This window comes from Collinsella intestinalis (assembly GCF_902501455.1).
GTDB classification, from domain to species: domain Bacteria; phylum Actinomycetota; class Coriobacteriia; order Coriobacteriales; family Coriobacteriaceae; genus Collinsella; species Collinsella intestinalis.
Map to the genome: position 1 here is coordinate 475102 of NZ_CABWIC010000007.1, position 25276 is coordinate 500377.

General features: G+C 62.4%; 22 protein-coding genes. 2 read left to right on the top strand and 20 right to left on the bottom strand.

The features are described 5' to 3' along the window. Window positions 1–35 precede the first annotated feature (35 nt). The 12 genes from AOBCEHNH_RS03465 to rpsP all read right to left on the bottom strand — a co-directional run bounded on the left by AOBCEHNH_RS03465 (window position 36) and on the right by rpsP (window position 15714). A complete protein-coding gene (locus AOBCEHNH_RS03465) occupies window positions 36–1433 on the bottom strand; it encodes a helix-turn-helix domain-containing protein (protein ID WP_152063166.1) in 1398 nt (465 codons plus the stop codon). Beyond that, complete coding sequence (locus AOBCEHNH_RS03470; protein WP_152063167.1) at window positions 1434–4007, bottom strand: FtsK/SpoIIIE family DNA translocase; 2574 nt, start codon at window positions 4005–4007, stop codon at window positions 1434–1436. It lies immediately after the preceding gene. Between the two features lie 142 nt (window positions 4008–4149). After that, window positions 4150–5829, bottom strand: coding sequence for a ribonuclease J (locus AOBCEHNH_RS03475; protein WP_152063168.1), 1680 nt, complete (start codon window positions 5827–5829; stop codon window positions 4150–4152). A gap of 210 nt (window positions 5830–6039) precedes the next feature. Continuing rightward, complete coding sequence (gene ppdK, locus AOBCEHNH_RS03480) at window positions 6040–8763, bottom strand: pyruvate, phosphate dikinase (protein WP_193221187.1); 2724 nt, start codon at window positions 8761–8763, stop codon at window positions 6040–6042. Between the two features lie 202 nt (window positions 8764–8965). After that, window positions 8966–9838 carry a pyruvate, water dikinase regulatory protein gene (locus AOBCEHNH_RS03485; RefSeq protein ID WP_152063170.1) on the bottom strand — a complete coding sequence of 291 codons (873 nt, stop codon included), beginning with the start codon at window positions 9836–9838 and terminating at the stop codon, window positions 8966–8968. A gap of 189 nt (window positions 9839–10027) precedes the next feature. Continuing rightward, window positions 10028–12118, bottom strand: coding sequence for a glycine--tRNA ligase subunit beta (gene glyS / locus AOBCEHNH_RS03490; RefSeq protein ID WP_152063171.1), 2091 nt, complete (start codon window positions 12116–12118; stop codon window positions 10028–10030). Beyond that, entirely contained in the window at window positions 12119–13036 is a 918-nt protein-coding gene (locus tag AOBCEHNH_RS03495) for a glycine--tRNA ligase subunit alpha (RefSeq protein ID WP_152063172.1), read from the bottom strand. It lies immediately after the preceding gene. A gap of 51 nt (window positions 13037–13087) precedes the next feature. Then, on the bottom strand, window positions 13088–13720 hold the full coding sequence (lepB, locus tag AOBCEHNH_RS03500) for a signal peptidase I (protein ID WP_193221165.1): 633 nt from the start codon (window positions 13718–13720) through the stop codon (window positions 13088–13090). Continuing rightward, window positions 13713–14504: a tRNA (guanosine(37)-N1)-methyltransferase TrmD gene (gene trmD / locus AOBCEHNH_RS03505; protein WP_152063173.1), complete on the bottom strand. Its 792-nt coding sequence runs from the start codon at window positions 14502–14504 to the stop codon at window positions 13713–13715. Before trmD ends, lepB begins: the two co-directional genes overlap by 8 nt. An 18-nt stretch (window positions 14505–14522) precedes the next feature. Next, complete coding sequence (locus AOBCEHNH_RS03510) at window positions 14523–15038, bottom strand: ribosome maturation factor RimM (protein ID WP_152063174.1); 516 nt, start codon at window positions 15036–15038, stop codon at window positions 14523–14525. Window positions 15039–15042: 4 nt separating this feature from the next. Next, window positions 15043–15354, bottom strand: coding sequence for a KH domain-containing protein (locus tag AOBCEHNH_RS03515; protein ID WP_006722632.1), 312 nt, complete (start codon window positions 15352–15354; stop codon window positions 15043–15045). Window positions 15355–15357: 3 nt separating this feature from the next. After that, the gene (gene rpsP, locus AOBCEHNH_RS03520; RefSeq protein WP_006722631.1) at window positions 15358–15714 is read right to left on the bottom strand and encodes a 30S ribosomal protein S16; all 357 of its coding nucleotides are present in this window, start codon (window positions 15712–15714) and stop codon (window positions 15358–15360) included. A gap of 194 nt (window positions 15715–15908) precedes the next feature. On the opposite strand from rpsP, the gene dinB reads away from it, so the two are divergent. Then, complete coding sequence (dinB, locus tag AOBCEHNH_RS03525; protein WP_152063175.1) at window positions 15909–17207, top strand: DNA polymerase IV; 1299 nt, start codon at window positions 15909–15911, stop codon at window positions 17205–17207. Window positions 17208–17383: 176 nt separating this feature from the next. Beyond that, window positions 17384–18208, top strand: coding sequence for a glycosyltransferase family 8 protein (locus AOBCEHNH_RS03530; RefSeq protein ID WP_152063176.1), 825 nt, complete (start codon window positions 17384–17386; stop codon window positions 18206–18208). Between the two features lie 92 nt (window positions 18209–18300). Here the strand turns inward: AOBCEHNH_RS03530 and rsfS are convergent, their stop codons facing one another. From rsfS to AOBCEHNH_RS03570, 8 genes are all read right to left on the bottom strand, one after another. Then, entirely contained in the window at window positions 18301–18756 is a 456-nt protein-coding gene (gene rsfS / locus AOBCEHNH_RS03535) for a ribosome silencing factor (protein ID WP_152063177.1), read from the bottom strand. Window positions 18757–18778: 22 nt separating this feature from the next. Then, the gene (yqeK, locus tag AOBCEHNH_RS03540) at window positions 18779–19381 is read right to left on the bottom strand and encodes a bis(5'-nucleosyl)-tetraphosphatase (symmetrical) YqeK (protein WP_152063178.1); all 603 of its coding nucleotides are present in this window, start codon (window positions 19379–19381) and stop codon (window positions 18779–18781) included. Between the two features lie 4 nt (window positions 19382–19385). Continuing rightward, the gene (nadD, locus tag AOBCEHNH_RS03545) at window positions 19386–20045 is read right to left on the bottom strand and encodes a nicotinate-nucleotide adenylyltransferase (protein WP_152063179.1); all 660 of its coding nucleotides are present in this window, start codon (window positions 20043–20045) and stop codon (window positions 19386–19388) included. Then, window positions 20032–21474 carry a GTPase ObgE gene (gene obgE, locus AOBCEHNH_RS03550; protein ID WP_152063180.1) on the bottom strand — a complete coding sequence of 481 codons (1443 nt, stop codon included), beginning with the start codon at window positions 21472–21474 and terminating at the stop codon, window positions 20032–20034. The genes nadD and obgE overlap by 14 nt, the downstream gene beginning before the upstream one ends. Before the next feature lie 235 nt (window positions 21475–21709). After that, window positions 21710–21964 carry a 50S ribosomal protein L27 gene (gene rpmA, locus AOBCEHNH_RS03555; protein WP_006722622.1) on the bottom strand — a complete coding sequence of 85 codons (255 nt, stop codon included), beginning with the start codon at window positions 21962–21964 and terminating at the stop codon, window positions 21710–21712. A 38-nt stretch (window positions 21965–22002) separates the two neighbouring features. After that, complete coding sequence (gene rplU, locus AOBCEHNH_RS03560) at window positions 22003–22368, bottom strand: 50S ribosomal protein L21 (RefSeq protein WP_039910251.1); 366 nt, start codon at window positions 22366–22368, stop codon at window positions 22003–22005. Between the two features lie 97 nt (window positions 22369–22465). After that, complete coding sequence (locus tag AOBCEHNH_RS03565; RefSeq protein WP_152063181.1) at window positions 22466–23305, bottom strand: TIGR03936 family radical SAM-associated protein; 840 nt, start codon at window positions 23303–23305, stop codon at window positions 22466–22468. Further along, entirely contained in the window at window positions 23302–25179 is a 1878-nt protein-coding gene (locus AOBCEHNH_RS03570; protein WP_152063182.1) for a TIGR03960 family B12-binding radical SAM protein, read from the bottom strand. Before AOBCEHNH_RS03570 ends, AOBCEHNH_RS03565 begins: the two co-directional genes overlap by 4 nt. Between the last annotated feature and the right edge of the window lie 97 nt (window positions 25180–25276).

Here is a 25276-nt window from a genome sequence, read left to right on the forward strand (position 1 = left end):
GGCTCCTTTCAATTCGGTCCACGCGGACCGGTCGATTACTGTTCGGTCGTTGGCTCGTCGGTCTTCTCGGCGGCGGCAAGGACGTCTTCTGGGATGGTGACACCCGCTTCCTTCGCCTCGTCGATGGTCATATCGGGCGTGCCGTCGCCATCGCTGTCGACGACCTTCTCGGGCTCCTCCTTCTTGGGCGCGAGAATCGAGACCTTGCCAACGCCTGAGACCTTCGTATCGTAGCGGACCTTGTCGCCGTTTTTATAGATGGCGACGGCGCTCGGCGTGTTGGTGGTGATATCGATTTGGGTCTCGACCTTGAATTCCTCCTCGAAGGGACCGACGACTTGCTTGCCCAAGACGATCTTGCCGTCGAGCTTGACCTCGATCCAGGCAACTGCGCCCTTCTCCTTGAGCTTGACCTTGACGATGGTCTCCTTGGGCTCTTCGTCCTTGGAGGACTTGTCGGCCTTGTCTTTGGATGAGGACGGCTCGTCCGCATCGTCACCCTCGTCCGTAGACGAATCGCCTCCCTCGTCGACATCGGTTGAATCTTCGGAGGTGTCCTTGGAATCCGCCTTTTGAGCAGAGGGTGTCGAAGATGCGCTGCCGGCTGGTTCGGGCTTGGGCGCACAACCGCGCAGCAGCACCATGACCAACGCGATGAGGATCAAGATACCGAGAGCCATAATGGCCAGGAATTTCAAATCGGGGCCCTGTTGGGGCGGACGAGACCCACCACGAGGAACCTGTCCCCGTCCGGCGCCCCCACGCGGAGGCTGCCCGCCGGGCGCGCGACGAACGGGCCGCTGATCGGGATAGGTGCCACGCGGTCCGCGAGGGTCGCGATAGGGGCGCCCGTCCTGTGAACGAGAAGCGTGGGCGCGAGGATCGCGCTGGTCGGAGGCCGGGTGGCCGTCGGAACGACGGGCGCGCGAACGCAACGTGGAATCGTACCCGCCCTGCGAGGGACGACGGCGGGAGTCGGCGGTGTTGACCGGTCGAAGTCTCGAAGCTGAAACGGGCTCATGCGCGGATGAGAATTCGGACACGTATCCGGCCTGAGGCGGGCGCTGACCATAACGTGATGCGGGAACAGAATTGACCATCATGTACCGACCCGCTGCATTGGAGCTGCGGGGGTTGGCATCGGCGGCGGCATCCTGGAAACGGCCGGCGCGGCCACCGGAACCGTTGCGCTCGTACTCATGCAGGGCGTCGAAATAGGCATCGACCACCTCGCGCGGATTCAGGCCGAGGAATCGCGCGTAACTGGCGATGATTCCCTGGGAATACCCGCGCGGGGGCATGGCAGCGAAGTTCTCGGTCTCGAAGTACTCGATGATCTGCGGCCGGATTTTGATGACGTTGGCGACCTGCTGAATCGAAGCGCCCATCTGACGACGGCGCTCGAGCAGCATCTCACCGAAATGACGGGTCATCTACATCCCTCCAAAAATCTCTTCCTCAGACAGAGGCTCCTCCACGGCGCGCAACGCCGCAAGCCCCTCCTCATCGTAGAGCACCTCGCGCGGCTTTGAGCCGTCCGGCGGACCGACGATGCCCTTTTCCTCGAGCATGTCCATGATGCGACCGGCGCGCGCATAGCCAACCTTAAGACGGCGTTGCAGACCGGAGGTGGAGCCGAGCTGCGACTCGACAACGATCTTCGCCGCATCCCACAATAGCGGGTCCTCCTCGGTGGGAGCCTCGTTGTAGAAGCCGCCCCCTCCCCCGCCGGACATGGTTGCGGGCGCCACGGCAGACAGGATCTCCTCGTGGTAATCGGGCGCGCCCTGTTCCTTGACGAAATCGACGACACCGTTGATCTCGTCATCGGACACGAAGCATCCCTGGATGCGCTTGGGCTTGCCCCAGTCGACCTTGGAGAACAGCATGTCTCCGTAGCCGGTGAGCTTCTCGGCGCCCATCTGATCGATGATGACGCGGCTGTCGATGCCGGTGGCGACGTTGAAGGCGATACGATTGGTGATGTTCGCCTTGATGAGGCCGGTCACGACGTTGGAGCTCGGGCGCTGCGTGGCCACGATGAGGTGGATACCCGCCGCACGGCCGAGCTGCGCGATGCGCACGATGCTCGCCTCGACATCCTTCCCGGCGACCATCATAAGGTCGGAGAGCTCGTCGATGATGATGACGAGGTAGGGCATCTTAGCGGGCGGATTGTCGTAATGGTCGAACTCGCCGGCAGCCTGCTTTTCGTTGAAGGTCGAGATCTTGCGGACGCCGATGCGCTCGAAGACCTTGAGGCGGCGCTCCATCTCGGACACCGCCCACTGCAGGGCGCTCGCAGCCTGCTTGGGCTCGGTGACAACCGGGACGTACAGGTGAGGCAAGCCGTTATAGCCGGAAAGCTCGACACGCTTGGGGTCGACCATGATGAGGCGAACGTCCTCGGGAAGGCTCCTCATGAGCAGCGCCATGATGATGGAGTTGATCATGACGGACTTACCGGAGCCGGTGGTGCCGGCGATGAGAAGGTGGGGCATCTTCGCGAGGTCGGCGACGATGGGCTGGCCCTCCGCGTCACGGCCAATGGCAAGCTCGAGCGGTCCGCCCTGAACATAGGGCAAAACATCGCCGAGGTTGACGTTTTGGCGCTTGGCGTTGGGAATCTCGATGCCCACGAGCGAGGTGCCGGGAATCGGCGCGAAAATGCGGACCGACTGCGCGGCCAGAGACAACGCGATATCGTCCTCGAGATTGGAGATACGGCTGACGCGCTCGCCCTCACCCGGCTGGACCTTGAACGTGGTCACGGTGGGACCGGAGATCCATCCGACAACGCGGGAGTGGAGCCCAAACTCGTTCAACGTAGATTGCAGGGAGTTTGCGGTCTGCTCGAGCTCCTTGTCCGAAGAGGCGGCGACAGCGGAATGCGGATTGTGACGGAGCATGCTGAGCGGAGGCAGCTGCAGCTGGCCGTCCTCGGGCTCTTCCGAATCGGCCGCGGCAGGGACGCTCGTTTTTGAAGGACGCACCTCCTTGGCCGAGCTGTCGGAGCTGGAAGCGGGAGCATGGCTCTTAAGGAAGGACGGGATCTCGCGCGGACCGTCGGCGGTCTTTACGACGGAGCGTGTCGCACCATCCACATCAAAGGGAGGGATCTCCTCGTCATCAACGGGGGATTCGGCCGTAGCGGAAGGTGCCTCTCCCCCATCGGCTTTGGCCGGCGCATCGACGTGGTCAATACGGTCAGGCACGGGAATGAGCGTGGTCTCAGCACGTTCAGCAGCGAGCTGGCTGCTCAAATCGACGAAGGGGTCCTCATCGCGATCCGGCTCATCTTCGATTGCGGGGGCAGACGCCCGGGAAGCGGAATCCAGCACCGTGGTCTCACGATTACCCAGAAAGGTCGTCTCGGCGGTACCGGCATCGTCGAACAGGTTGCCCTGAACGGCGGCCCCGCCGAACGCCGCGCGCCCCTGTGCGGGCTGAAGTGCGCCCTCATCGCCCCAGGGGGCATCGTTCACGTTGACGCGTCGACGCTCCGCGAGCACGCGGGCGCGATCGGCGGCCGCACGCATGAAGGAGCTGACCGAAAAACCGATCACAACGAACCCGACGATGATGAGGCCGATGAGCACCACGAGAGAGATGGTTTTGCCGAGGGCCTGCTGAAGGGCGCTCGCGATGAACGCGCCGACATATCCACCGGAGGTGGAGAGGGCCTCGGGCTCGAACATGGCTGAGGTGGCAAATTCGGTGCCCGGAACCATGAGCGACAGGATGGCCAGCACGCCCAGCAGGATGAGAGAGCCGCCTAAAAGCGTGCGGGCGTTCAAGGGCGCACGGTCGCGCAAGAAGAGACCGGCGGCGAATATGAGCAGGGCGAACGGCAGCACATAGGCACCCAGGCCGAAGCCCAGGTGGTAAAAACCGGCGATAGCGTTTGAGACGGGCGCGCTCGTAGGCGAGACCACAGCGATGAACGAGACCACGGCGACCACGGCGATCGCAATACCGGCGATGTCGCGGCCAGCGGTATCGTCCATAAGCGAATCGAAGGCGTGATCGGAAACGGGAGCGCGGCCCTCGTTGGCCCGCAGACCGCGCGGGGCGGCCGAGGAGGCCGCCCCTTGCTTGTTCTTACGTGCCGGAGATTTCTTTGCAGATGAATTGGCTGAGCGGGCCAACCTACACCTCCATGACGACCGGGATGATCATCGGTCGCGTGCGGTTGTTGTTCCAAATGTAATTCGAGAGGGCATCGCGCACGGCCTTGCGGATGGCATCCGTACCGGAGCTCGAGAAGTTGAACTTGCCCTTCTCGATGGCGCGCTGGATTGCGGCGGAGGCATCGGCGGAGAACTGGTCGTCGATGGGGAACGAGACGCCGCGACCGGAGAACTCGAGGTCGCCGATCTTCTTACGCTTCATGTCGAGCATGGCAACGACCGTCACCATGCCGTCGCTCGCGAGCTTCTGACGGTCGCGCAGGACGATCGGGTCGGTATCGCCGATACGCAGGCCGTCGACGTATACGACGCCGGACTCGACGGAGCGGCCGCGCTTGACGACACCGTCGCGCATCTCGAGAGAATCGCCGTTGTCGATCACGAAGATGTTCTTGGCGGGGACACCCATCTTCTGGCCGAGCGCAGCGTGCGCGCGCAGATGCACGGCCTCGCCGTGGACGGGCATGAAGTAACTCGGCTTGGTGAGGGCAAGCATGAGCTTAAGCTCCTCCTGGCTGGCGTGGCCGGAAACGTGGACCAGGGCGCGGCTCTTGTCGTACACGTCGCAGCCGAGCTTGGCCAGGCTGTTCACGACCTGCTGGACGGCCTTCTCATTACCCGGAACCGGGGTTGCGGAGATGATGACCGTATCGCCCTCGTGGATGGACAGCGTCTTGTGCTCGCCGTTGGCCATGCGGGAGAGAGCGGAGAGCGGCTCACCCTGCGAGCCGGTGCACATGACGACGAGCTTATCCTCGGGGATGCCGTTGATCTCGAACGCATCGAGCAGGTCGTTCTCGTCGACCTTCAGGTAACCGAGCTCGCGTGCGACACGCGTGTTGGTGAGCATCGAGCGGCCGGTGACGACGATCTTGCGATTGCACTTCTTGGCCGCATCGCAGATCTGCTGCAAGCGGTGGATGTGGCTGGAGAAGGAGGCGACGAAGACGCGACCCTTGGCGTTCTTGATCGCATGGAGGATCGAAGGACCGACCTCCGCCTCGGACTTGGTGAAGCCCGGGACGGTGGCGTTGGTGGAGTCGGACATGAGTAAGTCGACGCCCTGCTTGCCGAACTTTGCGAGTGCGCCGTAGTCGGGGGTGACACCGTCGATCGGGGTCTGATCGAGCTTGAAGTCGCCCGTGTGCACAACAGTACCAGCCGGAGTCTTCAGGAACACGCCGAGCGCGCCGGGGATGGAGTGCGTCGTGGAGAAAAACTCGATGGAGAAGCAGCCGAGATTGACGTGGCTACCGCCCTTGACCTCGCGGAACTTGGGCGCACGGATGCGGAACTCGGAAAGCTTGCCCTCGATGAAGCCGAGGGTGAGCTTGCTGGAGAAAATCGGCACCTTGTTGTTGAGGTCCTGCAAGAGATAGGGCAGTGCACCCGTATGGTCCTCATGGCCATGGGTGATGATGATGCCGCGAAGCTTGTGCTCGTTCTCGAGAACATAGGTGTAATCCGGCAGGACGAGGTCGATGCCGGGCTGGTTGTCGTCGGGGAACATGAGGCCTGCGTCGACGAGCACCATGTCATCGCCGCACTCGAAGGCGGTCATGTTCTTGCCGATGCCGTCAAGGCCGCCCAGGGGGATGACCTTGAGCGTCACGTTAGATTTCTTGTTGTTGGTTGCCATAGACTGATGTGGCTCCTTTCGATTGCACGATAACGAAAACGACGGTCGATGCCGCCGCGCAATTCAAAGTCATATGCGTCGAGGTGGGTACACGCATTCGGAAATTATTGTATCCATTCGATTGCATGTGAACGAAAGTACACCAAAAGTACGGTGGCCGCACGAATGCGGCCACCGCGAATAAAGGGGGTCGATTGTCGGTTCGCGCCGTTAGCGAGCGCAAGTGAGCTTGGCGCGTGCAGCCGCGAGTCGGGCGAGCGGGACGCGATACGGAGAGCAGCTTACATAGTCCACGCCTGCCGTGTTGAAGAAGTCGACGATCGACGTCGGGTCGCCGCCATGCTCACCGCAGACGCCGAAATGCATTTCGGGTGTGACGGCACGACCCTTGTCGACGGCCATCTTCACCAACTGAAGGACGGCGGGATCGACGGTCTCGAAGGGATTTGAAGCCAGCACCTTCTCATGCAGATAGGCGGGAAGGAATTTAGCCTCGGCATCATCTCGTGAGAAACCGAAGGTCGTCTGTGTGAGATCGTTCGTACCGAAGCAGAAGAAGTCGGCATGGGCCGCGATCTCGTCGGCGACCAGGCAAGCGCGCGGCAGCTCGATCATAGTTCCAATGGGAATGTCGAGTTTCACGCCGTACTCCGCCTCGACATCCATGATGACGCGCTCGGCGACCGCACGGGTCTGGACATGCTCCTCGGTGATGGACACGAGCGGAATCATGATCTCGGGGCGTGGATCGAAGCCCTCGAGCTTGAGGCGGGCGGCGGCGGACGCGACGGCGCGCACCTGCATCAACGGAAGGTCGGCATAGACGATGGAGAGACGCACGCCGCGAAGGCCAAGCATGGGGTTGGACTCCATCATCCCGTCAATGAGGCGCAGGCGCTTGCGAGCATCGGAAACGTCCTGGCCCAGGGCCTCTTTACGCGCGATCTCAACGGCAAGCTCGCGAGGATCGTCGAGGAACTCATGAAGTGGCGGATCAATGAGTCGGATGACCATGGCGCGTCCGGTCATGGTGCGCAGCATGGTGACGAAATCTTCAGTTTGGACGGCGAGCAGGTCCTCGAGCGCCTTGGCGCGCACATCGGCATCGTCGGAGAGGATGAAGGACTGGATGATCTGCTTGCGATCGCCGAGGAACATATGCTCCGTGCGGCACAGGCCGATGGCCTCGGCGCCGAATTCAAGGGCAAGCTCGGCGTCCTCGGGGTTATCGGCGTTGACGCGCACGTGGTATCCGCGCCCGTCGGACTCATCGAGGCGAACGTCGTCCGCCCAGCTGAGAACGGTGTCAAGGTCTCCGGTCAGCTCGGGCTTGACAAGCGGCACCGCGCCGGCGACAACGATGCCCTGACCGCCGTCTATGGAGATGACGTCACCTTCGTGCAGCACGATATCGGTTCCCAGAACGTGAACCTCTTTCGCGGCGGCATCGATGCGGAAGCTCTCGACACCGCACACGCACGGCGTCCCCATGCCTCTCGCGATAACGGCAGCATGACTCGTCTTTCCACCATGGCTCGTCAAGATGCCCTCAGCGGCGACCATGCCTTTGAGGTCATCGGGGTTCGTCTCCCAGCGCACGAGGATTGCGGGGCGCCCGGCCTCATGGACGGCGACGGCGTCGTCGGAGGAAAAGACAATCTCGCCCACAGCGGCACCGGGGCTCGCGTTGAGGCCGCGCGCAAGCACGTCGACGGCGGCGGAGGTGTCGAACTGAGGATGCAAGAGCTGGTCGAGCTGCGAGGGATCGATGCGCATAAGCGCCTCATCGCGGGAGATGAGCCCCTCCTCGACCATGTCGATCGCGATGCGCAACGCCGCTGCGGCCGTACGCTTGCCCGCACGCGTCTGCAGCATCCACAACTTGCCCTGCTCGATAGTGAATTCGATGTCGCACATATCGCGATAATGGCCCTCAAGGATGCCGAAGACGCGGTCAAGCTCGGCCGCGGCCTCCTCCAGCCCGGGGACGTTCGCGAGACCGGAGATGGGCTCGGTGTTGCGGATGCCGGCGACGACATCCTCGCCCTGCGCGTTCACAAGGAAGTCGCCATAGGTTCCCCGCGCACCGCAGGCAGGGTCGCGCGTGAACGCGACGCCGGTCGCGGAGGTCTCTCCCTTGTTGCCGAATACCATGACTTGGACGTTGACGGCGGTGCCGAGATCGTCGGGGATGCGGTTGCGCTGGCGGTAGATGCAGGCGCGCTCATTCATCCAGCTGCCGAACACGGCCTGGATGGCCAAGCGCAGCTGAAGGCAGGGATCTGCGGGGAAGGCAACAGTCCCGTCCACAATGAGCTCGGGGTACGCGGAGGCATCGACCTCTCGGACGAAAATCTCCTTGAACTCATCGACAAGATCGCGGAGATCTTCATCGGAGAGCTCGGCATCGGTGCGGACCCCGGCGATCAGGCGTCGCTCGGCGATGGCGTTCTCGAACAGGTCGGCATCGATACCCAGCACCACGTTGGAGAACATCTGGATGAACCTGCGATACGAATCCCATGCGAAGTGAGGGTTGTCGGTCTGGGCGATGAGGCCCATCACGGATTCATCGTTGAGGCCGAGGTTCAACACGGTGTCCATCATGCCCGGCATGGAGAACGGCGCTCCGGAGCGGACCGAGACGAGTAGCGGATCCGCGGCATCTCCCAGGCGCTTTCCCATACGAGCCTCGAGGTCGCGCGTTGCCGCCTCGATCTCGTCGAGGGCGCCATCGGGCCAGTTGCTCCCCGCCTCGTCATACTCGACGCAAGTCTGGCACGTGATGGTGAAGCCCGGGGGCACAGGAAGGCCGATGCGGCACATCTCGGCGAGGTTTGCACCCTTGCCGCCGAGGATGTAGTTCATCGAGGCGTCGCCCTCGGTCACGTCGGGCGAGGCCACGCCGCCACCGAATTTGTACACGCGCTGCATCGTAGTCACACGGACCCCCTATCGACCCGAAGCCGGGCCATATCGTTTGCCATACCGCGCTTCTGCGGGTTAAGGGAACTCTACGGGGGCGATTGGAAATACCTGTGAAGATGCGGGGATATGGGGCCGAGCGGCGCAATGCGCACGGCAAACGGTCGCGCATGTGGTTACTCGATGAAGATACCACTGCAGCTAGAATATGCTAAAACGATTGCGCATCCAGATGCTCTCGACGGCGCTCGCGACCGATGCGCACCCGCCTCATGCGCTCGAGAATCTCGGCCGCGGACTCCTCGATAGCATTTCCGTCCGTGCGAACGGAAATGCATCCGAGCTTTTTGATAAGCGACCGGGCCTCATCCATCTCCGTACGAACACGTTCGGGATCGGCGTAGTCGGAAGCGACGGCGCGACTCATATCGTCGCCGAGGCGCCGGTCGCGAATTGTCGCAACGACTTCGGTCGTGGAGATGAGGCCAAAGACCTTTCCGGAATCGACGGAAAACAGGGACGCCGGCGGCTCTACACCTGGAACGAGAGGGATGTTCGCAACGCGATACCCAAGATGAGCGAGGTACATGGACAGCGGCGTTTTACCGGTACGTGAGATGCCGATAAGGACGATATCGGCGTCATCCAAGTCATCGGCGCCACGTCCATCGTCATGCTCGACAAAATACTCCATAGCCTCGATGCGTTTGAAATACTCCTCATCCGTACGATGGATGGACCCCGCAATCCCACTCGGCGCGACTCCCGAGCTCTCACTCAATGCCTGGACGGCTGGACCGAGCACGTCGACACCGTTGACGCCCATTGCCCGAAGCCGCTCACCGACCTCGGCGCGCAAGGCACCGTCGGCGATGGTGTACAGAACGCTGAGCGTGCTCCCCTCACCCAAGAGCTGCCGGACAGTCTCCTCGACCATGTCCGCGTCGTTGACTTTCGTCAGGCGCTCGACGGCGATCTCGACTCCGTCGAACTGGCCGCATGCAGCACGAACGACCTCATAACCCGTCACACCCAGCGAATCGGAAACGACGAGGACGACTTGGTGTGCAAAACGCTTGGTCATGGAGCCCCCCTTCGAACGAGTCTTCACATCAAGGCGACTATAGCGTACGGCCTCGACGTCGGGCACCGAGGAGACCATCCTTTTGGATGAACGGCGGCCGCGAAGAATCCTCATGGCCGAACAGTGCCCATATGAAAAGAGGGCCCTCACGGACCCTCCAATCAAGCTATGAACGCTTCGAAGCAGGCGCTACTTGCGAGCCATCTCACCGATGTTGGCAATGCCGGCAAACACACTCTCAAAGCGGTTGAGCAGGCGGAGCCTGTTCTCGCGAACGACCAGGTCCTCATCCATGACCATGACATCGTCGAAGAACGCATCGATGGGACCGCGCAGAGCCGCAAGGGCGACGATGACGGCCTTGAAATCACGAGCGTCAAGCGCCGAGGCAACTTCATCGCGCGCGACGTCGGTCGCATCCAGTAGGGCAAGCTCGGCGTCGCCCATGAGATTGCGGTCGACCTTGGTGCCGAGCTCCGCGTCGGCGAGGTGGGCGGCACGCGCATAAGCGGTGGCGAGGTTGGTGAAGGCCTCGCGGTCGTTGGCGCGTGCCTCCTCGAGAGCATGCGCGAGCTCGAAGAAGTGCACGGGAACGGTGACGTCGCCGTCGGAGACGGCGGCCACGGTGTCGGCGGAAACCTTCTCATCGCGGGCCATCTGGGCCATGCGGCCCTTGATGAACGCGCAGACGGATGCAGCCACGGCAGCCTTGTCGAACTCAAGGCCCTGCTCCAGGTAGCCCTCGAGCGCAGCGTCGACGATCGCCTCATACCCGCACTTCAGACGCGTGCGGAGGATGTTGAGGACGCCGATGGCGGAACGGCGCAGCGCGAAGGGATCCTTGGAGCCGGTGGGAGGCTCGTCGATGGCGAACATGCCTGCAATAGTGTCGAGCTTGTCGGCGACGGCAACGATGCAGCCGGCGATGCCCTCGGGCAGATCGTCGCCGGCAAAGCGGGGACGATAATGATCGCGAATGGCGGCGGCAACCTCGGGCTCCTCGCCCGCTGCGGTGGCATAGTAGCCACCCATCACGCCCTGCTGGCTGGTGAACTCGACGACCGCAGAGGACACGAGGTCGGCCTTGGCCAGGTGGGCGGCACGCTGAGCGCTGGACGCCGCGTGGGCACCGAGATGGGCCTCGCGAGCGATGGCGAGGGCCAGGTCCTCCATGCGGTCTGACTTCTGAAGCACGGTGCCGAGCTTCTGTTGGAAGCCAACGGAGGCCAAGCGCTCGCGGAACACTTCGAGGTCGACCTTGAGGTCCTCATCGTAGAAGAACTTGGCGTCGTAGAGGCGCGCGCGGACGACGCGCTCATTGCCGTCGATCACGGTGGCGCTGGCCTTGGGGTCGCCGTTGGAGACAACGACGAACGCACGGGTCAGTTTGCCTTCCGCGTCATACGTCGGGAAGTAACGCTGGTTGGACAGCATGGACTCGCAGATGATCTCGGACGGGACGTTCAGGAACTCCTCGTCGAAGTGGCCCACGAGTACCGTCGGCCACTCACAGAGATTGACGACCTCGTCGAACACCTTCGCAGGAGTATCAACGCGCACGCCGAGCTCGGATTCGACCTTGGCGATACCCTCGCGGATGACCTGCTCGCGACGCTCGGCGGACAGGACATGGGCGGACTCGAGAACATCCTCGTAGGCATCCGTGCTGGCGACGAGGTGCTCACCGGGGGAAAGCACGCGATGGCCGCGCGTGGTGTTGCCGCTCACAACGTCGGCAAAGGAGACCGGGACGACCTCCTCACCGAAGAGGCAGCAGATCCAACGAACTGGGCGGACGAAGGTGGCATGCTCGCTGCCCCAACGCTGGCTACGGTAGTTCGGCCACTGGATGGACGGGATGAGGCCCTCACACACACGCGTCAGGATGGGGAGCGCGGGCTCCGAGGGAGTATTCTGCTCAGCAAAGACGTACTCGGTGCCATCGGCGTCCTCGCGACGGACCAATTCACGAGCGGTGAGACCGTTTTTGCGGGCAAAGCCCTCGGCGGCCTTGGTGGGATTGCCCTCAGCGTCGAAGGCGATCTTGGCGGAGGGACCGCGCAGGACGGAGTGAATCTCCTCCGTCGCCTCGGCAACGTCGCTCACGAGCACGGCCAGGCGGCGCGGCGAAGAGATGACGCGAATCGCGCCGTGGGCGAGCCCGGCCTCGTCGAGACCCTTGCCCATCAGGGATTCAAGCTGCTTGACGGCATTGTTGAGCGGGGCGGAGGGCATCTCCTCGACACCGAGCTCGAACAGGAAATCACGGGTGTTCGCCACTTAGGCCACCTCCCCCTTCTCAACGCTATCGGACGCGGCCGCATCACCGGCAACCTCGGCCAAATAGGACTCACAGCACGCCTTGGCGAGCGTGCGGACGCGCAGGATGTACGCCGCGCGCTCAGTGGCGGAAATAGCGCCGCGGGCATCCAGGATATTGAAGCTGTGGCTGCACTTCATGACGCAGTCATAGGCGGGCAGCGGGAGCCTGGCCTCGAGGCATGCATGGCATTCGGCCTCGAAATCATCGAACTTCTGGCGCATCATATCGACGTTGGCGACCTCGAAGTTGTAGGCGGAGAACTCACGCTCGTTCTCAAGGAAGACCTCACCGTAGGTCATGGGCGTGCCGTCGGGCAGATAGCTCCAGACCAGGTCGTAGACGCTCGTGACGCCCTGAGCGTACATTGCGATGCGCTCGAGGCCATAGGTGATCTCGACGGGAACCGGATCGCACTCGATGCCGCCGACCTGCTGGAAGTAGGTGAACTGGGTGACCTCCATGCCGTCCAGCCAAACCTCCCAACCGAGGCCCCAGGCACCGAGCGTCGGGCTCTCCCAGTCGTCCTCGACGAAGCGGACGTCGTGCTCAGCAGGATCGAGGCCGATGGCGGTCAGAGAGTCCAGGTACAGCTCCTGGGAGTTCTCGGGGCTCGGCTTAATGAGCACCTGGAACTGGTAATAGTGCTGCATGCGATTGGGATTCTCGCCATAGCGGCCATCGGCGGGACGGCGGCAGGGCTGCGGGTAGCACGTGCGCCACGGCTTCTTGCCGAGGCTGCGAAGCAACGTGGCGGTGTGGAACGTACCGGCACCCACCTCGGAATCGTAGGGCTGCATAACGGTGCAGCCATGGCCGGCCCAATACTCCTCGAGCTTGAGAATCATCTCTTGGAAGGTCAATGCGTTCGGATTCATCCTGCGGCGCTCCCCCTCATTCGTACGGTCAAACAAGCTTATATTCTAGCGTTACATCGAGCCGATCCGCGAGAACGGCCAATATCGGAAAAAGACGGTCCCCACGACGTTGTCCGTGGGAACGGCCCCGAAGTACCTGGAATCGGAGGAGTTCTCACGGTTGTCCCCCATCATCCACAGCGAACCTTCTGGAACGACATACGGGTAGTCGACCGAAACCCCCGGAGCCTGCATGGGCAGCGGGTAGCTCTCGCCAACGACATAGGGCTCCTTCAAGGCGACCCCGTCGACATATACCTGCCCGTCGATCATGTCGACCGTCTGGCCGGCGCGAGCCACGACACGCTTCACCAAAATCTCGTGGCTGGAATCGGAGACGGGATTCTTGAACACGACGATATCGCCGACCTCGGGCGTATCGCCGAAATGTGCGCTGACGCGCTGGGCGAAAACCTGATCGCCAACAAGAATGGTCGGTTCCATGGAGCCGCTCGGAACAACGAATGGCGAGACGACGAACACGCGAATCAGGGCGAAGACGACGAAGGCGACAACAAAGACGCCGAGCCACTCGAGAAGACCCTTCCACTTGGGCTCGCGATCAGGTCCATCCAGGCGCTCGGACTCATTCGAAGGCGCAGATTGGGCAGCAGTGCCGTCAAGGGCCTCAGAAATGTCACTCATCGATAGCCTCTCCATCAGATACGGCCTGATCATCACCGGACTGGAACTGCTCGATCAGATCGAGGGCGCGCCGACGCTCGGCGTCGGTCAGGCGCGCGGAGTCGATGAGGTCGGGGCGCCAACGGCAGGTGCGCTCGATGGCGTTCCAACGGCGCCAGGCCGCGACTTTGGCATGGTCGCCCGAGAGCAGGACGTCCGGTACGGAAGATCCGTTGAAATCGGCAGGCCTCGTGTACTGAGCGTATTCGAGCAACCCGCCATCATCGGAGGTCGAGAACGATTCGTCGACGCTGCCCATGTCGTTGCCGAGCGCACCGGGGATCAGGCGGATGATGGCGTCGGAGACCACGAGGGCGGGAAGTTCGCCGCCGGTCAGAACGTAATCGCCAATCGAAAGGCGCTCGTCCGCGAGGTCATAGGCGCGCTCATCCATACCCTCGTAACGTCCGCAGACGAACAGGATGCGATCGCATCCAGAGAGACGTTCGGCGACCTCTTGCGTGAAGGGCTCGCCGCACGGGGTGAAAAACACAACGCGGGGCGAATACTCCCCCCTCGACGAGATATCGCAAATCGCCTCATGAAGGGGCTCGACCTTCATGAGCATGCCGGCGCCGCCACCAAAGGGCGCATCGTCCACGGTGCGATGGCGATCATGCGTCCAATCGCGCAAATCGTACGCGGCAAAATCGAACAAGCCGCGCGCACGGGCGCGACCCATGATCGACGTGGACATATAGGGTTCGAAAAGCTCGGGAAAGACCGAGAGGGTCTCGATGAGCATGAGCACTCCTCTCAGCGTTTAGAGATCGAGCAGACCGTCCATGATGTGGACGGTGATGGCCCCCTCTTCGGGCAGCTCGACGATGACTTCGTCGATAACGGGCATGAGGACCTCCCCGTGCGACGAACCATCCAGCGCCCAGACATCGTTCGCAGGGGTCTCCATGACTTCGACGATAGAGCCCAAATCACCGAAACGCTCATCGACGACAGAGCGGCCCAGCAGGTCTCCAACGGCCGAATCGAGACGACCGAGCTCGAAGTCATCGCAGGATGCGAGGACATAGCAACCCGTCAAGCTCTCGGCGTCATCGAGATTGTGAGCGCAGGAGAAGCGCACGCGGGCGCCCTCGGGCGTGACGGAAAGGGACTCGACGGTCGAGGTACGCTCCCGCTTGAGGGCGGGCGGGGTCAGATGCACTTGCATCGACTCGGTAAGCAAAAGGGGAAGGCCTCGCAGCGGAGCCACGAGAACCTCCCCTTTGGTGCCGTGCGGGCGAACCACACGGGCGATGTTCTTATAGGCGGCGCGCACGGGCCTAACCCAGGACCTCGACCTCGACGGAAGTGTCGAGACGAGCAGCGAGGGCGCGGGCGAGCGTACGAATGGCCTTGATGGTGCGACCGTGGCGACCAATAACCTTGGCCACGTCGCCCTCGGCGACGGTGACCTCGATGGTCGACGAGTCGGCACCGTCGATCACCTCGAGCGAAACGCCGTCGGCATCGTCGACGATGCTGCAGACGAGATACTCAACAAGATCGGCGATACGGTCGGAGACGAGCTCCTCCGCCTCGGTGGCGTCGATGGCCTCATCAACGAGGGATTCCAAGAGCAGCTCCTCAGACACGTTTTACTCCTCGGAAGCCTCGGCAGCGGCAGCGGCCTCTTCCTCGGCCTTGCGGGCGGCCTCCTCGGCCTCCTTGGCGAGCTGCTTCTTGGACTTCTTGGGGGCGGCGGCGGTCTTCTCGCCCTCGTTGGCGGCCTTCACCAGAGCGGCGACGGCGTCGGTGAGCTGAGCGCCCTTGGACTGCCAGTCGGCGATCTTCTCGAGGTCGAGGGAGATGGTCTTGGGGGTGGTCATCGGGTTGTAACGACCGACCTCCTCGATGGGGCGACCATCGCGACGGGTGCGGGAATCGGCGACGACGACGCGGTAGTACGGGCGCTTCTTGGAACCATGACGAGCGAGGCGAATCTTGACAGCCATGCAAACTCCTTCTTTTCCGCAGCGATTGCTGCATTCCTAACCAGGACAATTACCGTGCCAAACGACTCGACGGGAAGCGTTTGAGACCGGCTTCATTTGGAAAGTCGCAAGCAAATCCATATCTTATCTGAGATTTGCGCGATTGCAAGCATGTTCATGCAGCGTACATCGGCAATTGTCGATATACTGACAGCATGAACACAAGCGAACATACATACGGTCTCGCCCCAGAGCTCTTCGGCTCGTGGAACGGCCCTGCAATCGGGCTGATGGATCTCGATGCGTTCTTTGCGAGCGTCGAGCAGCTCGATCATCCGGAATGGCGCGGAAAGCCCGTGATCGTGGGCGGTTCGCCCGAAAAACGCGGCGTCGTCTCCACATGCTCATATGAGGCGCGAGTCTACGGTGTTCGCTCGGCCATGTCGTCCGCCCAGGCCAAACGCCTGTGCCCCGAGGCCATCTGGACGCCCGGCCACTTCGATCGCTATCGCGAGATGAGCGCGCGCGTCATGGCCATTCTCGCAGATGAGACCCCATTCGTCGACCGCGTATCCATAGACGAGGCGTTCTTCGACATCAGCCCCGGCCGGTTTTGCGACGAACATCCCATTCAGATAGCGCAGCGCATCGGCCGCCGTGTCTCAGAACTGGGCGTCACCTGCTCAATCGGGCTGGGTCGCAACAAGACCGTCGCAAAGATCGCCAGCGAGCGGGACAAGCCCCGCGGGCTCACCATCGTGACGCCTGGAACCGAGCACGGATTTCTCGCACCGCTACCCGTCCGCGCCATGAGCGGCATCGGTGCCGCCGTCGAAAGCGCACTTGCGCGCGTGGGGATACGGACACTCGGGCAGCTTGCAGAAGCGTCCGACGGCCTCCTCTCACCCATCTTCGGCATCAACACCGAACTCGCGCGTCGAAGGGCCGCGGGGCTCGAGGTCAGCGAAGTTCGGGCTATCGATGCGCCCGACGACGTCAAATCCATCAGCAACGAGCGGACTTTCGCGCACGACCTCACCGACCCCAGCGACGTCAAGGCGGCGATACAGCTGCTCGCCGAATCGGTGGGTGCCAGGCTCCGCCGGCGTGGACTGGCGGGACGAACCGTCACGCTCAAGCTTAAGTATTCCTTTGGCGAAGGTAGGACGATCCAGCGCAAGCTCGCACACGCGACCGACGATGAGAACGTGTTCGGAGCGGTCGCATGCGACCTGCTGGCCTCGATTTGGACCGGGGGCATGCATATCCGCCTCGCCGGCGTGGGTGTGAGCGATTTTGGGCCCGACCCCCATGGGATTCAGACTGACCTCTTTTGCGCCGTCGATGAACGGGGCGCCATGGCGAGCGACAAGCGCGACCTCGCCGTCACGCTCGACGCCCTGCGCGAGCGCTTTGGCAACGATGCCGTGTCCTTTGGGCGGAGCACCCGTTTTGGCGGCGACCTTGTCGACCCCGCGAAGTTCCTCACGCAACATGCTCCCGAAGATGTGTAATTGGGGACGGGTGCAAATTACACATCGGCATATTCGCACGCCACAAGAACGTCCATCCAAAGTGACGAGCAATTTGTACCTGCACCCGATTACACATCGAGCTGCGGGTACAAGAGAGGACGTGACTCGCAAGTAGCCTGCGGCCCTAACATGCATCGACCTCGTTAAGGAGACCCATGACGCAGCGCACCCTCGAAATCGTCGTTACCTGTGACGAGGGATATCTCGGCCCGCTCCGCACCATGCTGCTGTCGCTGCGTGCAAATAACCGAGCTGAAAGTATCCGAGTCTGGCTCCTTCACCGCGGTATCCCGCAGGTGGCGCTCGATTCTCTTGCGGTTTTTTGCGGGCATATCGAGATAGAGCTTGCGCCCCGCATGGTGGACCAGGCGCTCTTCGCGCATGCCCGCTCAAGCGAGCGATACCCTCAGGAGATGTACTATCGCATGCTGGCGCCGCATGTCATCGACGCCAACATAGACCGAGCCCTGTATCTCGACCCCGACATCCTCATCATCAATCCGCTCACGCCGCTCTTCGACATCGAACTGGGAGCCTGCGTATTCGCCGCCGCGTCCCATACCGATGCGATCCATCCGGCAACGGCCCTCAACAACGTGCGCCTCAACACGAGCGAGCTCTACTTCAATACCGGCGTGATCCTCATGGACATGCCGCGGGCCAAAGCACTCATCGACCCCGACGAGATCTTTGCTTTTGCCATGGAGCACGAGCGAAAGCTGCTCTTCCCCGACCAGGACATCTTCAACGCCCTGTATGGCGAGCGCACATTGCCCGTCCCCGACCAGGTGTGGAATTACGACGCGCGGAAATACCCCGACAACATCATCCGTACCGGAGGCGAGGCAACGCTCGATTGGGTCATGAACAACACTGCGATTCTGCACTTCTGTGGCCGAGATAAACCGTGGGCGCCGAAGTACCGCGGCCAATTCGCAGCGCTGTACAAACACTACGCCACGCTCGCCCGCCGGATATAGCGAGCGAAGAGCAGAATACACTGCGGATATGAGAAAGGGCAGGCACTATAGCCTGCCCTTTTGCGTAAACCCCGTGTGGCGATACGCCGAAATTAGAGCTCGATGACGGGAGCATCGCCCCAGAGCTTCTCGAGGCGGTAGTACTCGCGCGCCTCAGGGGTGAAGGAGTGGACGACGACCGAACCGTAGTCCATGAGGATCCAATTGCGCTCCTCGCGGCCCTCAATCGAGAACGGATGCTCGCCGAATGCCTTCGCGACCTTCTCCTCGACCTCGTCGACGATAGCGTCGGTCATGCGCGTGTTGCTGCCGGTGGCAAGCACAAAGTAGTCGCAGACATCGGAGAGCTCGGTGAGATCGATGATGCAAATGTCCTCGGCACCCTTGAACGAGGCCGCGTCGGCGGCGACGCGAGCCACCTCGATGGCGGGAACGCCGGACGTAGAGGGGGAAGCGGCGCTGCGCTCGACGGAGGCGTTGCCCTCGGCAGCATGAGCGCCCAGGCCGGAGGCGTAGTCGAGAAGCTGATCGTCGGTCATGTCAGTCATGGAAAACCTTTCCTGTGATCGGTTAGCGCGTTCGCTTTGCTGCGTACGCATTATAGATGTCGATGGCGGTCGGGTACAGATAGCGTCCACCCGAAATCACATAAACGAGACCCTGCGCGAACGTTTGGAAAAACAGCTCTTCCAGGGAAGACTCCCCCACCATGGCGCGCAGGCGCTCGGCGTAGTCGCCGTGACGCCCGGGCTCGATCGCATCGGCGACGAACACGACCATGTCGAGCGGCGTCATGCCGACCGCTCCGACCGTGTGCCTTGCGACCGCCTGGCACACGGAAGCGTCGATGCCCTCGAAAATATGCGGCAGCTCATAAGAGGCAACAGGACCGTGCAGCAACCCCACGGCGGCGGCGGGGGAACCGGCGACGCGAACGCCGTACTGAGCCGCTCTCACGAGCAGCTCGTGATCGTCCAAAACCTTGTCCCAATCGTGCAAAAGCCCCGCAAGGGCAGCCGAAAAGCAATCCACGTCGTATGCGCGTGCTATCTCGTAAGCCGTCTTGGCAACGCCCAGGGAGTGCTGGTAGCGGCGGGGTTTCTCGACCATGCGCACCTCGAGCTTGGCGCGAACGGCCTCGAGCTCGGCGATCTGTTCATCTGAAAGCGTCATGTGATCATTCTCCCGTGACGTACAAGTCGTTCTTCTGGATATAACCCATCACCGACTCACTTGTGAGATAGCGCGCGCTCTTGCCGTCGCGCACGAGCTCGCGAATGTTAGACGAGCTGATGGCCAGAGCCGGAATTTCGATATAGCGAACATCGAAATCGATGCCAGAGGCGGTAATGCGGGCCTTGGCCGTCTCGATATCGTACCCGGGTCGGGTCGCGGCGATCAGGGTCGCAAGCGATGCGAGGCGCTCGGCGTCATGCCAGGCAAGGATATCCATGATCGCGTCTGCTCCCGTGATGAAGTAGAGCTCTACGTTATCGGGATAGCGCGAGCGCAACTCTCCGAGGGTGTCGACCGTATAGGTGACGCCAGGACGATCGATCTCGAAGCGGCTGGCGTAGAACGCCGCGTTCGCGGCAGTGGCCAACACCGTCATAGCGTAGCGATCCTCGGGGTCGCTCACATGCTTGTCCTGCTTGAATGCAGGCGAACCGGCGGGCATGAACAGCACCAGATCAAGATCGAGCGCCTCACGTGCCTGCTCGGCGGTGACCAAGTGGCCGTAGTGAATCGGGTCGAACGTTCCGCCCATGATGCCCAGGCGGTACGTGCGCTCAGGGTCGTCGCCGAGCGGGGGCAGCAGTCGATCACGCGAGGACATCGGGGTCCTCCTCACCGACCTCGGGCTGAGAATCCTCGGTGGCGAGCTCTTCATCGTCGACATCGAACTCGATGAACTCGACGTCGTCCTCATAATCCTCATCGTCGTCGATGCCCTCGAAATCGAAGGCGTAGCCGAGAATGCGAACTTCATCGCCATTCTTGCAGCCGGCCTTGATAAGGGCATCGTCCACGCCCATGCGGGCCATGCGGTGCTGCAGGTAGATGATGGCCTCTTCGTTCTCCCAGTCGGTCTGGACGACCATGCGCTCGAGATTGGTGCCGGTGACGCGCCAAGCGCCCGGCTCCTCCTGGAGTACACGGAAGCGCTTGTCGCGAGCCTTGCGGGCGCGCTCCCACTTCTCCTCGTCGAAGGCGGGGGCGGCTGCCTGCTCCTCGGCGATGGCGCGACGCAGCTCGCTCACGCGCTCACCGCAGGCGAGCATGAGCGTCTGAAGGCCGGCGCCCGTAAGCGCGGAAACGGCGAAGAATTCGTGACCGTCCTCGAGGGCGGCCATCTTTAGCGCCTGGACGCGATCGGCCACGCCGGAGGCATCGCACTTGTTGGCGACGACGATCTGCGGACGATCGGCAAGGTCGGATGCATAGCGGCGGAGCTCATCGTTGATGATGCGGTAATCCTCGAGGGGATCGCGGCCCTCATAGCTGCCCGTGATATCGACAACGTGCAGGATCAGAGCAGTGCGCTCGACATGACGCAGGAACTGATGGCCCAAGCCCTTGCCCTCGGCCGCGCCCTCAATGAGACCCGGAACGTCGGCAACGACATAGGAATACTCGCCGGCGCGCACCATGCCGAGATTGGGCACGAGCGTGGTGAACGGGTAGTCAGCAATCTTGGGTCGGGCGGCGCTCATGCGGGCGATGAGCGAGGACTTACCGACGCTCGGGAAACCCACGAGGGCTGCATCGGCCATGAGCTTCATCTCAAGCTCGATCCAGTGCTCGATGGCGGGCTCGCCCTTTTGAGCGAACGCCGGAGCACGACGCGTGGAAGTCACGAAGTGCGGGTTGCCCAAACCACCGGTGCCACCGGGGGCCACCACGACGCGCTCCCCGTCGTGCGTGAGGTCGGCCAGATCGTAGGCGGGCTCCATCGTCGTGGGATCGAGTTCGCGGATGACGGTGCCCATAGGCACCTTGAGGATAAGGTCCTTGCCGTCGGCGCCGTCTTTGCGCGAGCCCTTGCCGTGCGTGCCGGCCTCCGCGCGGAAATGATGCTTGAATCGATAATCGATGAGCGACGAGAGCTGGGCGTCGGCCTGGATGACAACATCGCCGCCATGGCCGCCGTCGCCGCCGTCGGGTCCGCCCTTGGGAACGAAGGCCTCACGACGGAACGACATGCAGCCGGCGCCGCCGTCGCCGCCCTTGACGTTGATGCGGCAAATATCGGTGAACTGGGACACAGCCCCTCCTTGTATGTTGACAAGCCCTATGTGTAAAAAGGGACGGGTGCAAATTGCACATCCACGGCGATGCGCGCGACGCGCATTCGCAGTAAACATTCAACTAGCTTACCAAATGCCCCTGTGCAAAATGAGATGTGTCGTGTGCACCCGACCCCTTTTACACACAAGGAGACCCTCCGGGCTAAACGCTCAGAGGGTCTCCCAAAAGATGCAAATGCAAAAAGGGTGAGGACTACGCCTCGACGGGGTACACGTTCACGCGGTGCTTGAGGCCCTTGGTGAACTTGACCTTACCCTCGACGAGCGCGAAGAGGGTGTCGTCCTTACCACGGCCGACGTTCTCGCCGGGGTGGATGTGAGTGCCGTTCTGGCGGACGAGAACCTCGCCGGCCTTCACGGTCTGACCGTCAAAACGCTTGGTGCCCAGACGCTGGCCGCGGGAGTCGCGACCATTGCGGGAGGAACCGAGACCTTTTTTGTGTGCCATGTCAGGTACCTGCTCTCTAACTAACTACAAATGGTCGACTACTCGGCGACGGGAGCCTCGGGCTCCTCGACCTTGGTGGTCTTCTTGGCGCGGGAAGTGGCCTGGACCTTGGTGATCTTCAGCTTGGTGAGCTGCTGACGGTGGCCCTTGAGGCGGTGATAGCGCTTACGCTTGTGGAACTTGTAGACGAGCTGCTTCTCGCCCTTGAACTGCTCCAGGATCTCAGCAGTGACCTTAGCCTTGGCGAGCTTGGCAGGATCCGTGACGATCTTCTTGCCGTCGTTCAGGAAGATAACCTCGAGCTCGACCTTGGAACCGGCCTCGCCCTCGATCTTCTCAACGGTGATGACGTCATCGGTGGCGACTTTATACTGCTTGCCGCCCGTAGAAACGATTGCGTACATGTTCTTGCCCTTCATGCATCAGTTGTGCAACAGTCGGATATGGTATCAGGTGGATTATGGCGCGTCAACGGATATATTCAACGTTTTCCCTGCATATTCACAGGTTCGACAAAGCCCATCGCACGGAACGCGCGAGAAGGCTCCCCTCAGGTGCCTCGAGCTCACGGCCCAATGGCTCGATGATAGTCGAAGCTTCCACGCAAATGCTTTGAGAAATACGCTCAACATTATATCTATCGAACACCGTGAGCTGCTGGATTCCCGTAGACACGATCTGCTCGTCCACACCGGGATCGAGCCCTCGCAAGGCCTGGTCGAAGGCGGCCACGATGATCTCGGGGCGAAGCGAGCCCTCGTTGTCGCAACGGGTGCACAATTCGATTCTGACGCAACCGTCGGTCAGAACTTCGTGGCTCTCGGCCTTGAGCAAGCGCCGCACATCGAGGGTTTTGGTCTTCTTGCCGCGATGGAACGGGATCTGCGCGCCCTGATCGTACCAGCCGATGACAATCTGAGAAAGCGCCTCGTCGGTAACGTCGAACTCGGGCCTGACGAAGACCTCAAGCAGGTATCGCACCTCATTAATCTCGGCGGTGAGCGCCGGGCGACGGAGCTCAACGTAGGCAGCATCGATAGGACGCAGGTCCACGGGAGCGGCGGCCTGCAGCCGCGCAAGCGCGTCCTCGGCAGGGATGAGCTCCGTCAGATACACGTCGAAATACTCCGCCGTGGAAGACGTCCCCACTGGCAGTGCCGAGGTGTAGGCGATGCGCATATGCGGGGAGAAACCCTGCGTGACCGCATAGGGCAGCTTCGCACGGCGCACGACCTGCTCGACCGTGTGAATCAGCTCGAGGTGGCCCAGGTACTTGAGGCGCCCCAACTTGGGATAGGCCACGCGGAGGCGGAAGAGCGTGGGTTCGGATGCGTTCGTCATGCGCGCTCACCTACCAAGACGTTGTCGGCTTTCAGGGTCGGGCACACGCCGCAGCCTGTGCAGGACTCGCGCGTGCAGTCGGGCGTGGTGACGCCCTCGAGGGATCGACGGTACTCGCGCAGGAGGAACCCGCGGGACACGCCCGGGCTCACATGCTCCCAGGGCAGACGCCAATCGAGCTCAAAGGACTCCTGGGCGAGCGCCCTCAAGTCCATGCCGAGCTCCGCGGCCGCCTCTTCCCAGCGACTGAGCTCGAACTGCTCGGTCCAGGCGTCGAAGCGCTGGCCGCGCCTCCAGGCGCCCTCGATGAGAGGTGCGATGTCGCGGCCGCCGCGGCTCATGACCGCCTCAACGAGCGAAGTGGCGGCATCGTGGCAGTGGATGCGCACGGCGCGATTCTTCACCGAATGGAAGAGCAGCTGCTGACGGCGCTTGACCTCGGCGTCGTCGAGCTGCGGGCACCACTGGAACGGGGTATGCGCCTTGGGGATGAACACCGATACCGAGATAGATACGGAAATACCGCCTCGCTGCTCCTTGGGAACGACCTCGCGCGCGATCTCGAGCGTATGGTCGGCGAGCTGGGCGATAGCGACGATGTCCTCATCGGTCTCCCCCGGCAGACCCATCATGAAGTACAGCTTGACACGGCGCCAACCGGCCTCGAACGCGGCGCGCGTGGCGCGCTCGAGGTCCTCCTCGGTCACGTTCTTGTTGATAATGTCGCGCATGCGCTGGCTGCCGGCCTCGGGCGCAAAGGTGAGGCCGCCCTTCTTCTCCCCCGCCACGGCGGCGGCCATGTCCACACCAAAGGAGTCGAGGCGCTGAGACGGCACGGAGATGGAGATGCCGGTGTCGCCCAGTCGCTTGTTGAGGCGATTGAGCATCTCGGCGCATTTGGAGTGATCGGTGGTGGAGAGCGAGTTGAGTGAGACCTCGTCATAACCCATGTGGGCAAGACCACCCGTGACGGCGGAGACCACCTGGTCGGCGGAGCGCTCGCGCACCGGGCGGTACGTCATGCCCGCCTGGCAGAAGCGGCAACCGCGGGCGCAGCCGCGCAGCACCTCGACGCAGAGACGGTCCTGGACGATCTGCATGTAGGGAACGACGGCCTGCGGGACCGGGTTGGTGGCGCCAAAGTCCTTCACCACGCGCTTGTAAACCACGGGCCGCACGTCCTCACCCTCGCGCGGGACCGTGTAGCCGTGCGGCGAGCAGGGCTCGTCATGGCGCACCTCATAGAGGGACGGCACGTAAACGCCGCCGATCTTCGAAAGCTCGCGAAGCATCTCGGCACGGGACGCACCGGCGTCGCGCAGTTCGCGATGGCGCTGGCAGAACTCGACGATCTGCTCCTCGCCCTCGCCGATCATCATGCAATCGAAGAACGGCGCGAGCGGCTCGGGGTTGTAGACGGAAGGGCCGCCGCAGATGACGATGGGGTCGTCCTCACCGCGATCGGCCGCATGAAGCGGAATGCCGGCAAGGTCGAGACCCTCGAGGTAGTTGGTGCACGCCATCTCATGCGGCACGTGGAAGCCCACGACGTCGAAGGACGCGATGGGGGCAGCGCCCTCGAGCGAGAGCAGCGGGATTCCGGCGGCGCGCATCTCATCGGACATGTCGACCCACGGGATGTAGCCGCGCTCGCAGGAAAGACCAGGGGCCTCGTTGAGATTGCGATAGAGAATGGCGATGCCCTGGTTGGGCAGGCCCACCTCGTACACGTCGGGGTAGATCAGCACGCAGCGGTGCTCAGCCTCGGGCTTGTACAGCGCTCCCCACTCATGGTCGATGTAGCGCGTAGGCTTTTCGACGCGGGCGAGCAACGGTTCAAGCTCATGGAAGCGGTTCTCATAGGGAACTCGCATGAATCCTCCTTATCGGGGGCTTAACGGAGATAAAAGTCACGGGTGTCGGGAATGATAGCGCATCGTCGCGACACGGGCGAACGGGGGCGCACCGCAC

Bases quoted from the DNA above. Each gene is read 5' to 3' on its own strand.
- AOBCEHNH_RS03465 (WP_152063166.1), bottom strand. From the start codon at position 1,433: ATGACCCGTCATTTCGGTGAGATGCTGCTCGAGCGCCGTCGTCAGATG.
- AOBCEHNH_RS03470 (WP_152063167.1), bottom strand. From the start codon at position 4,007: ATGGACGATACCGCTGGCCGCGACATCGCCGGTATTGCGATCGCCGTG.
- AOBCEHNH_RS03475 (WP_152063168.1), bottom strand. From the start codon at position 5,829: ATGGCAACCAACAACAAGAAATCTAACGTGACGCTCAAGGTCATCCCC.
- ppdK (WP_193221187.1), bottom strand. From the start codon at position 8,763: ATGCAGCGCGTGTACAAATTCGGTGGCGGCGTGGCCTCGCCCGACGTG.
- AOBCEHNH_RS03485 (WP_152063170.1), bottom strand. From the start codon at position 9,838: ATGACCAAGCGTTTTGCACACCAAGTCGTCCTCGTCGTTTCCGATTCG.
- AOBCEHNH_RS03495 (WP_152063172.1), bottom strand. From the start codon at position 13,036: ATGAATCCGAACGCATTGACCTTCCAAGAGATGATTCTCAAGCTCGAG.
- lepB (WP_193221165.1), bottom strand. From the start codon at position 13,720: ATGAGTGACATTTCTGAGGCCCTTGACGGCACTGCTGCCCAATCTGCG.
- trmD (WP_152063173.1), bottom strand. From the start codon at position 14,504: ATGCTCATCGAGACCCTCTCGGTCTTTCCCGAGCTTTTCGAACCCTAT.
- rpsP (WP_006722631.1), bottom strand. From the start codon at position 15,714: ATGGCTGTCAAGATTCGCCTCGCTCGTCATGGTTCCAAGAAGCGCCCG.
- dinB (WP_152063175.1), top strand. From the start codon at position 15,909: ATGAACACAAGCGAACATACATACGGTCTCGCCCCAGAGCTCTTCGGC.
- AOBCEHNH_RS03530 (WP_152063176.1), top strand. From the start codon at position 17,384: ATGACGCAGCGCACCCTCGAAATCGTCGTTACCTGTGACGAGGGATAT.
- rsfS (WP_152063177.1), bottom strand. From the start codon at position 18,756: ATGACTGACATGACCGACGATCAGCTTCTCGACTACGCCTCCGGCCTG.
- yqeK (WP_152063178.1), bottom strand. From the start codon at position 19,381: ATGACGCTTTCAGATGAACAGATCGCCGAGCTCGAGGCCGTTCGCGCC.
- nadD (WP_152063179.1), bottom strand. From the start codon at position 20,045: ATGTCCTCGCGTGATCGACTGCTGCCCCCGCTCGGCGACGACCCTGAG.
- rpmA (WP_006722622.1), bottom strand. From the start codon at position 21,964: ATGGCACACAAAAAAGGTCTCGGTTCCTCCCGCAATGGTCGCGACTCC.
- rplU (WP_039910251.1), bottom strand. From the start codon at position 22,368: ATGTACGCAATCGTTTCTACGGGCGGCAAGCAGTATAAAGTCGCCACC.
- AOBCEHNH_RS03565 (WP_152063181.1), bottom strand. From the start codon at position 23,305: ATGACGAACGCATCCGAACCCACGCTCTTCCGCCTCCGCGTGGCCTAT.
- AOBCEHNH_RS03570 (WP_152063182.1), bottom strand. From the start codon at position 25,179: ATGCGAGTTCCCTATGAGAACCGCTTCCATGAGCTTGAACCGTTGCTC.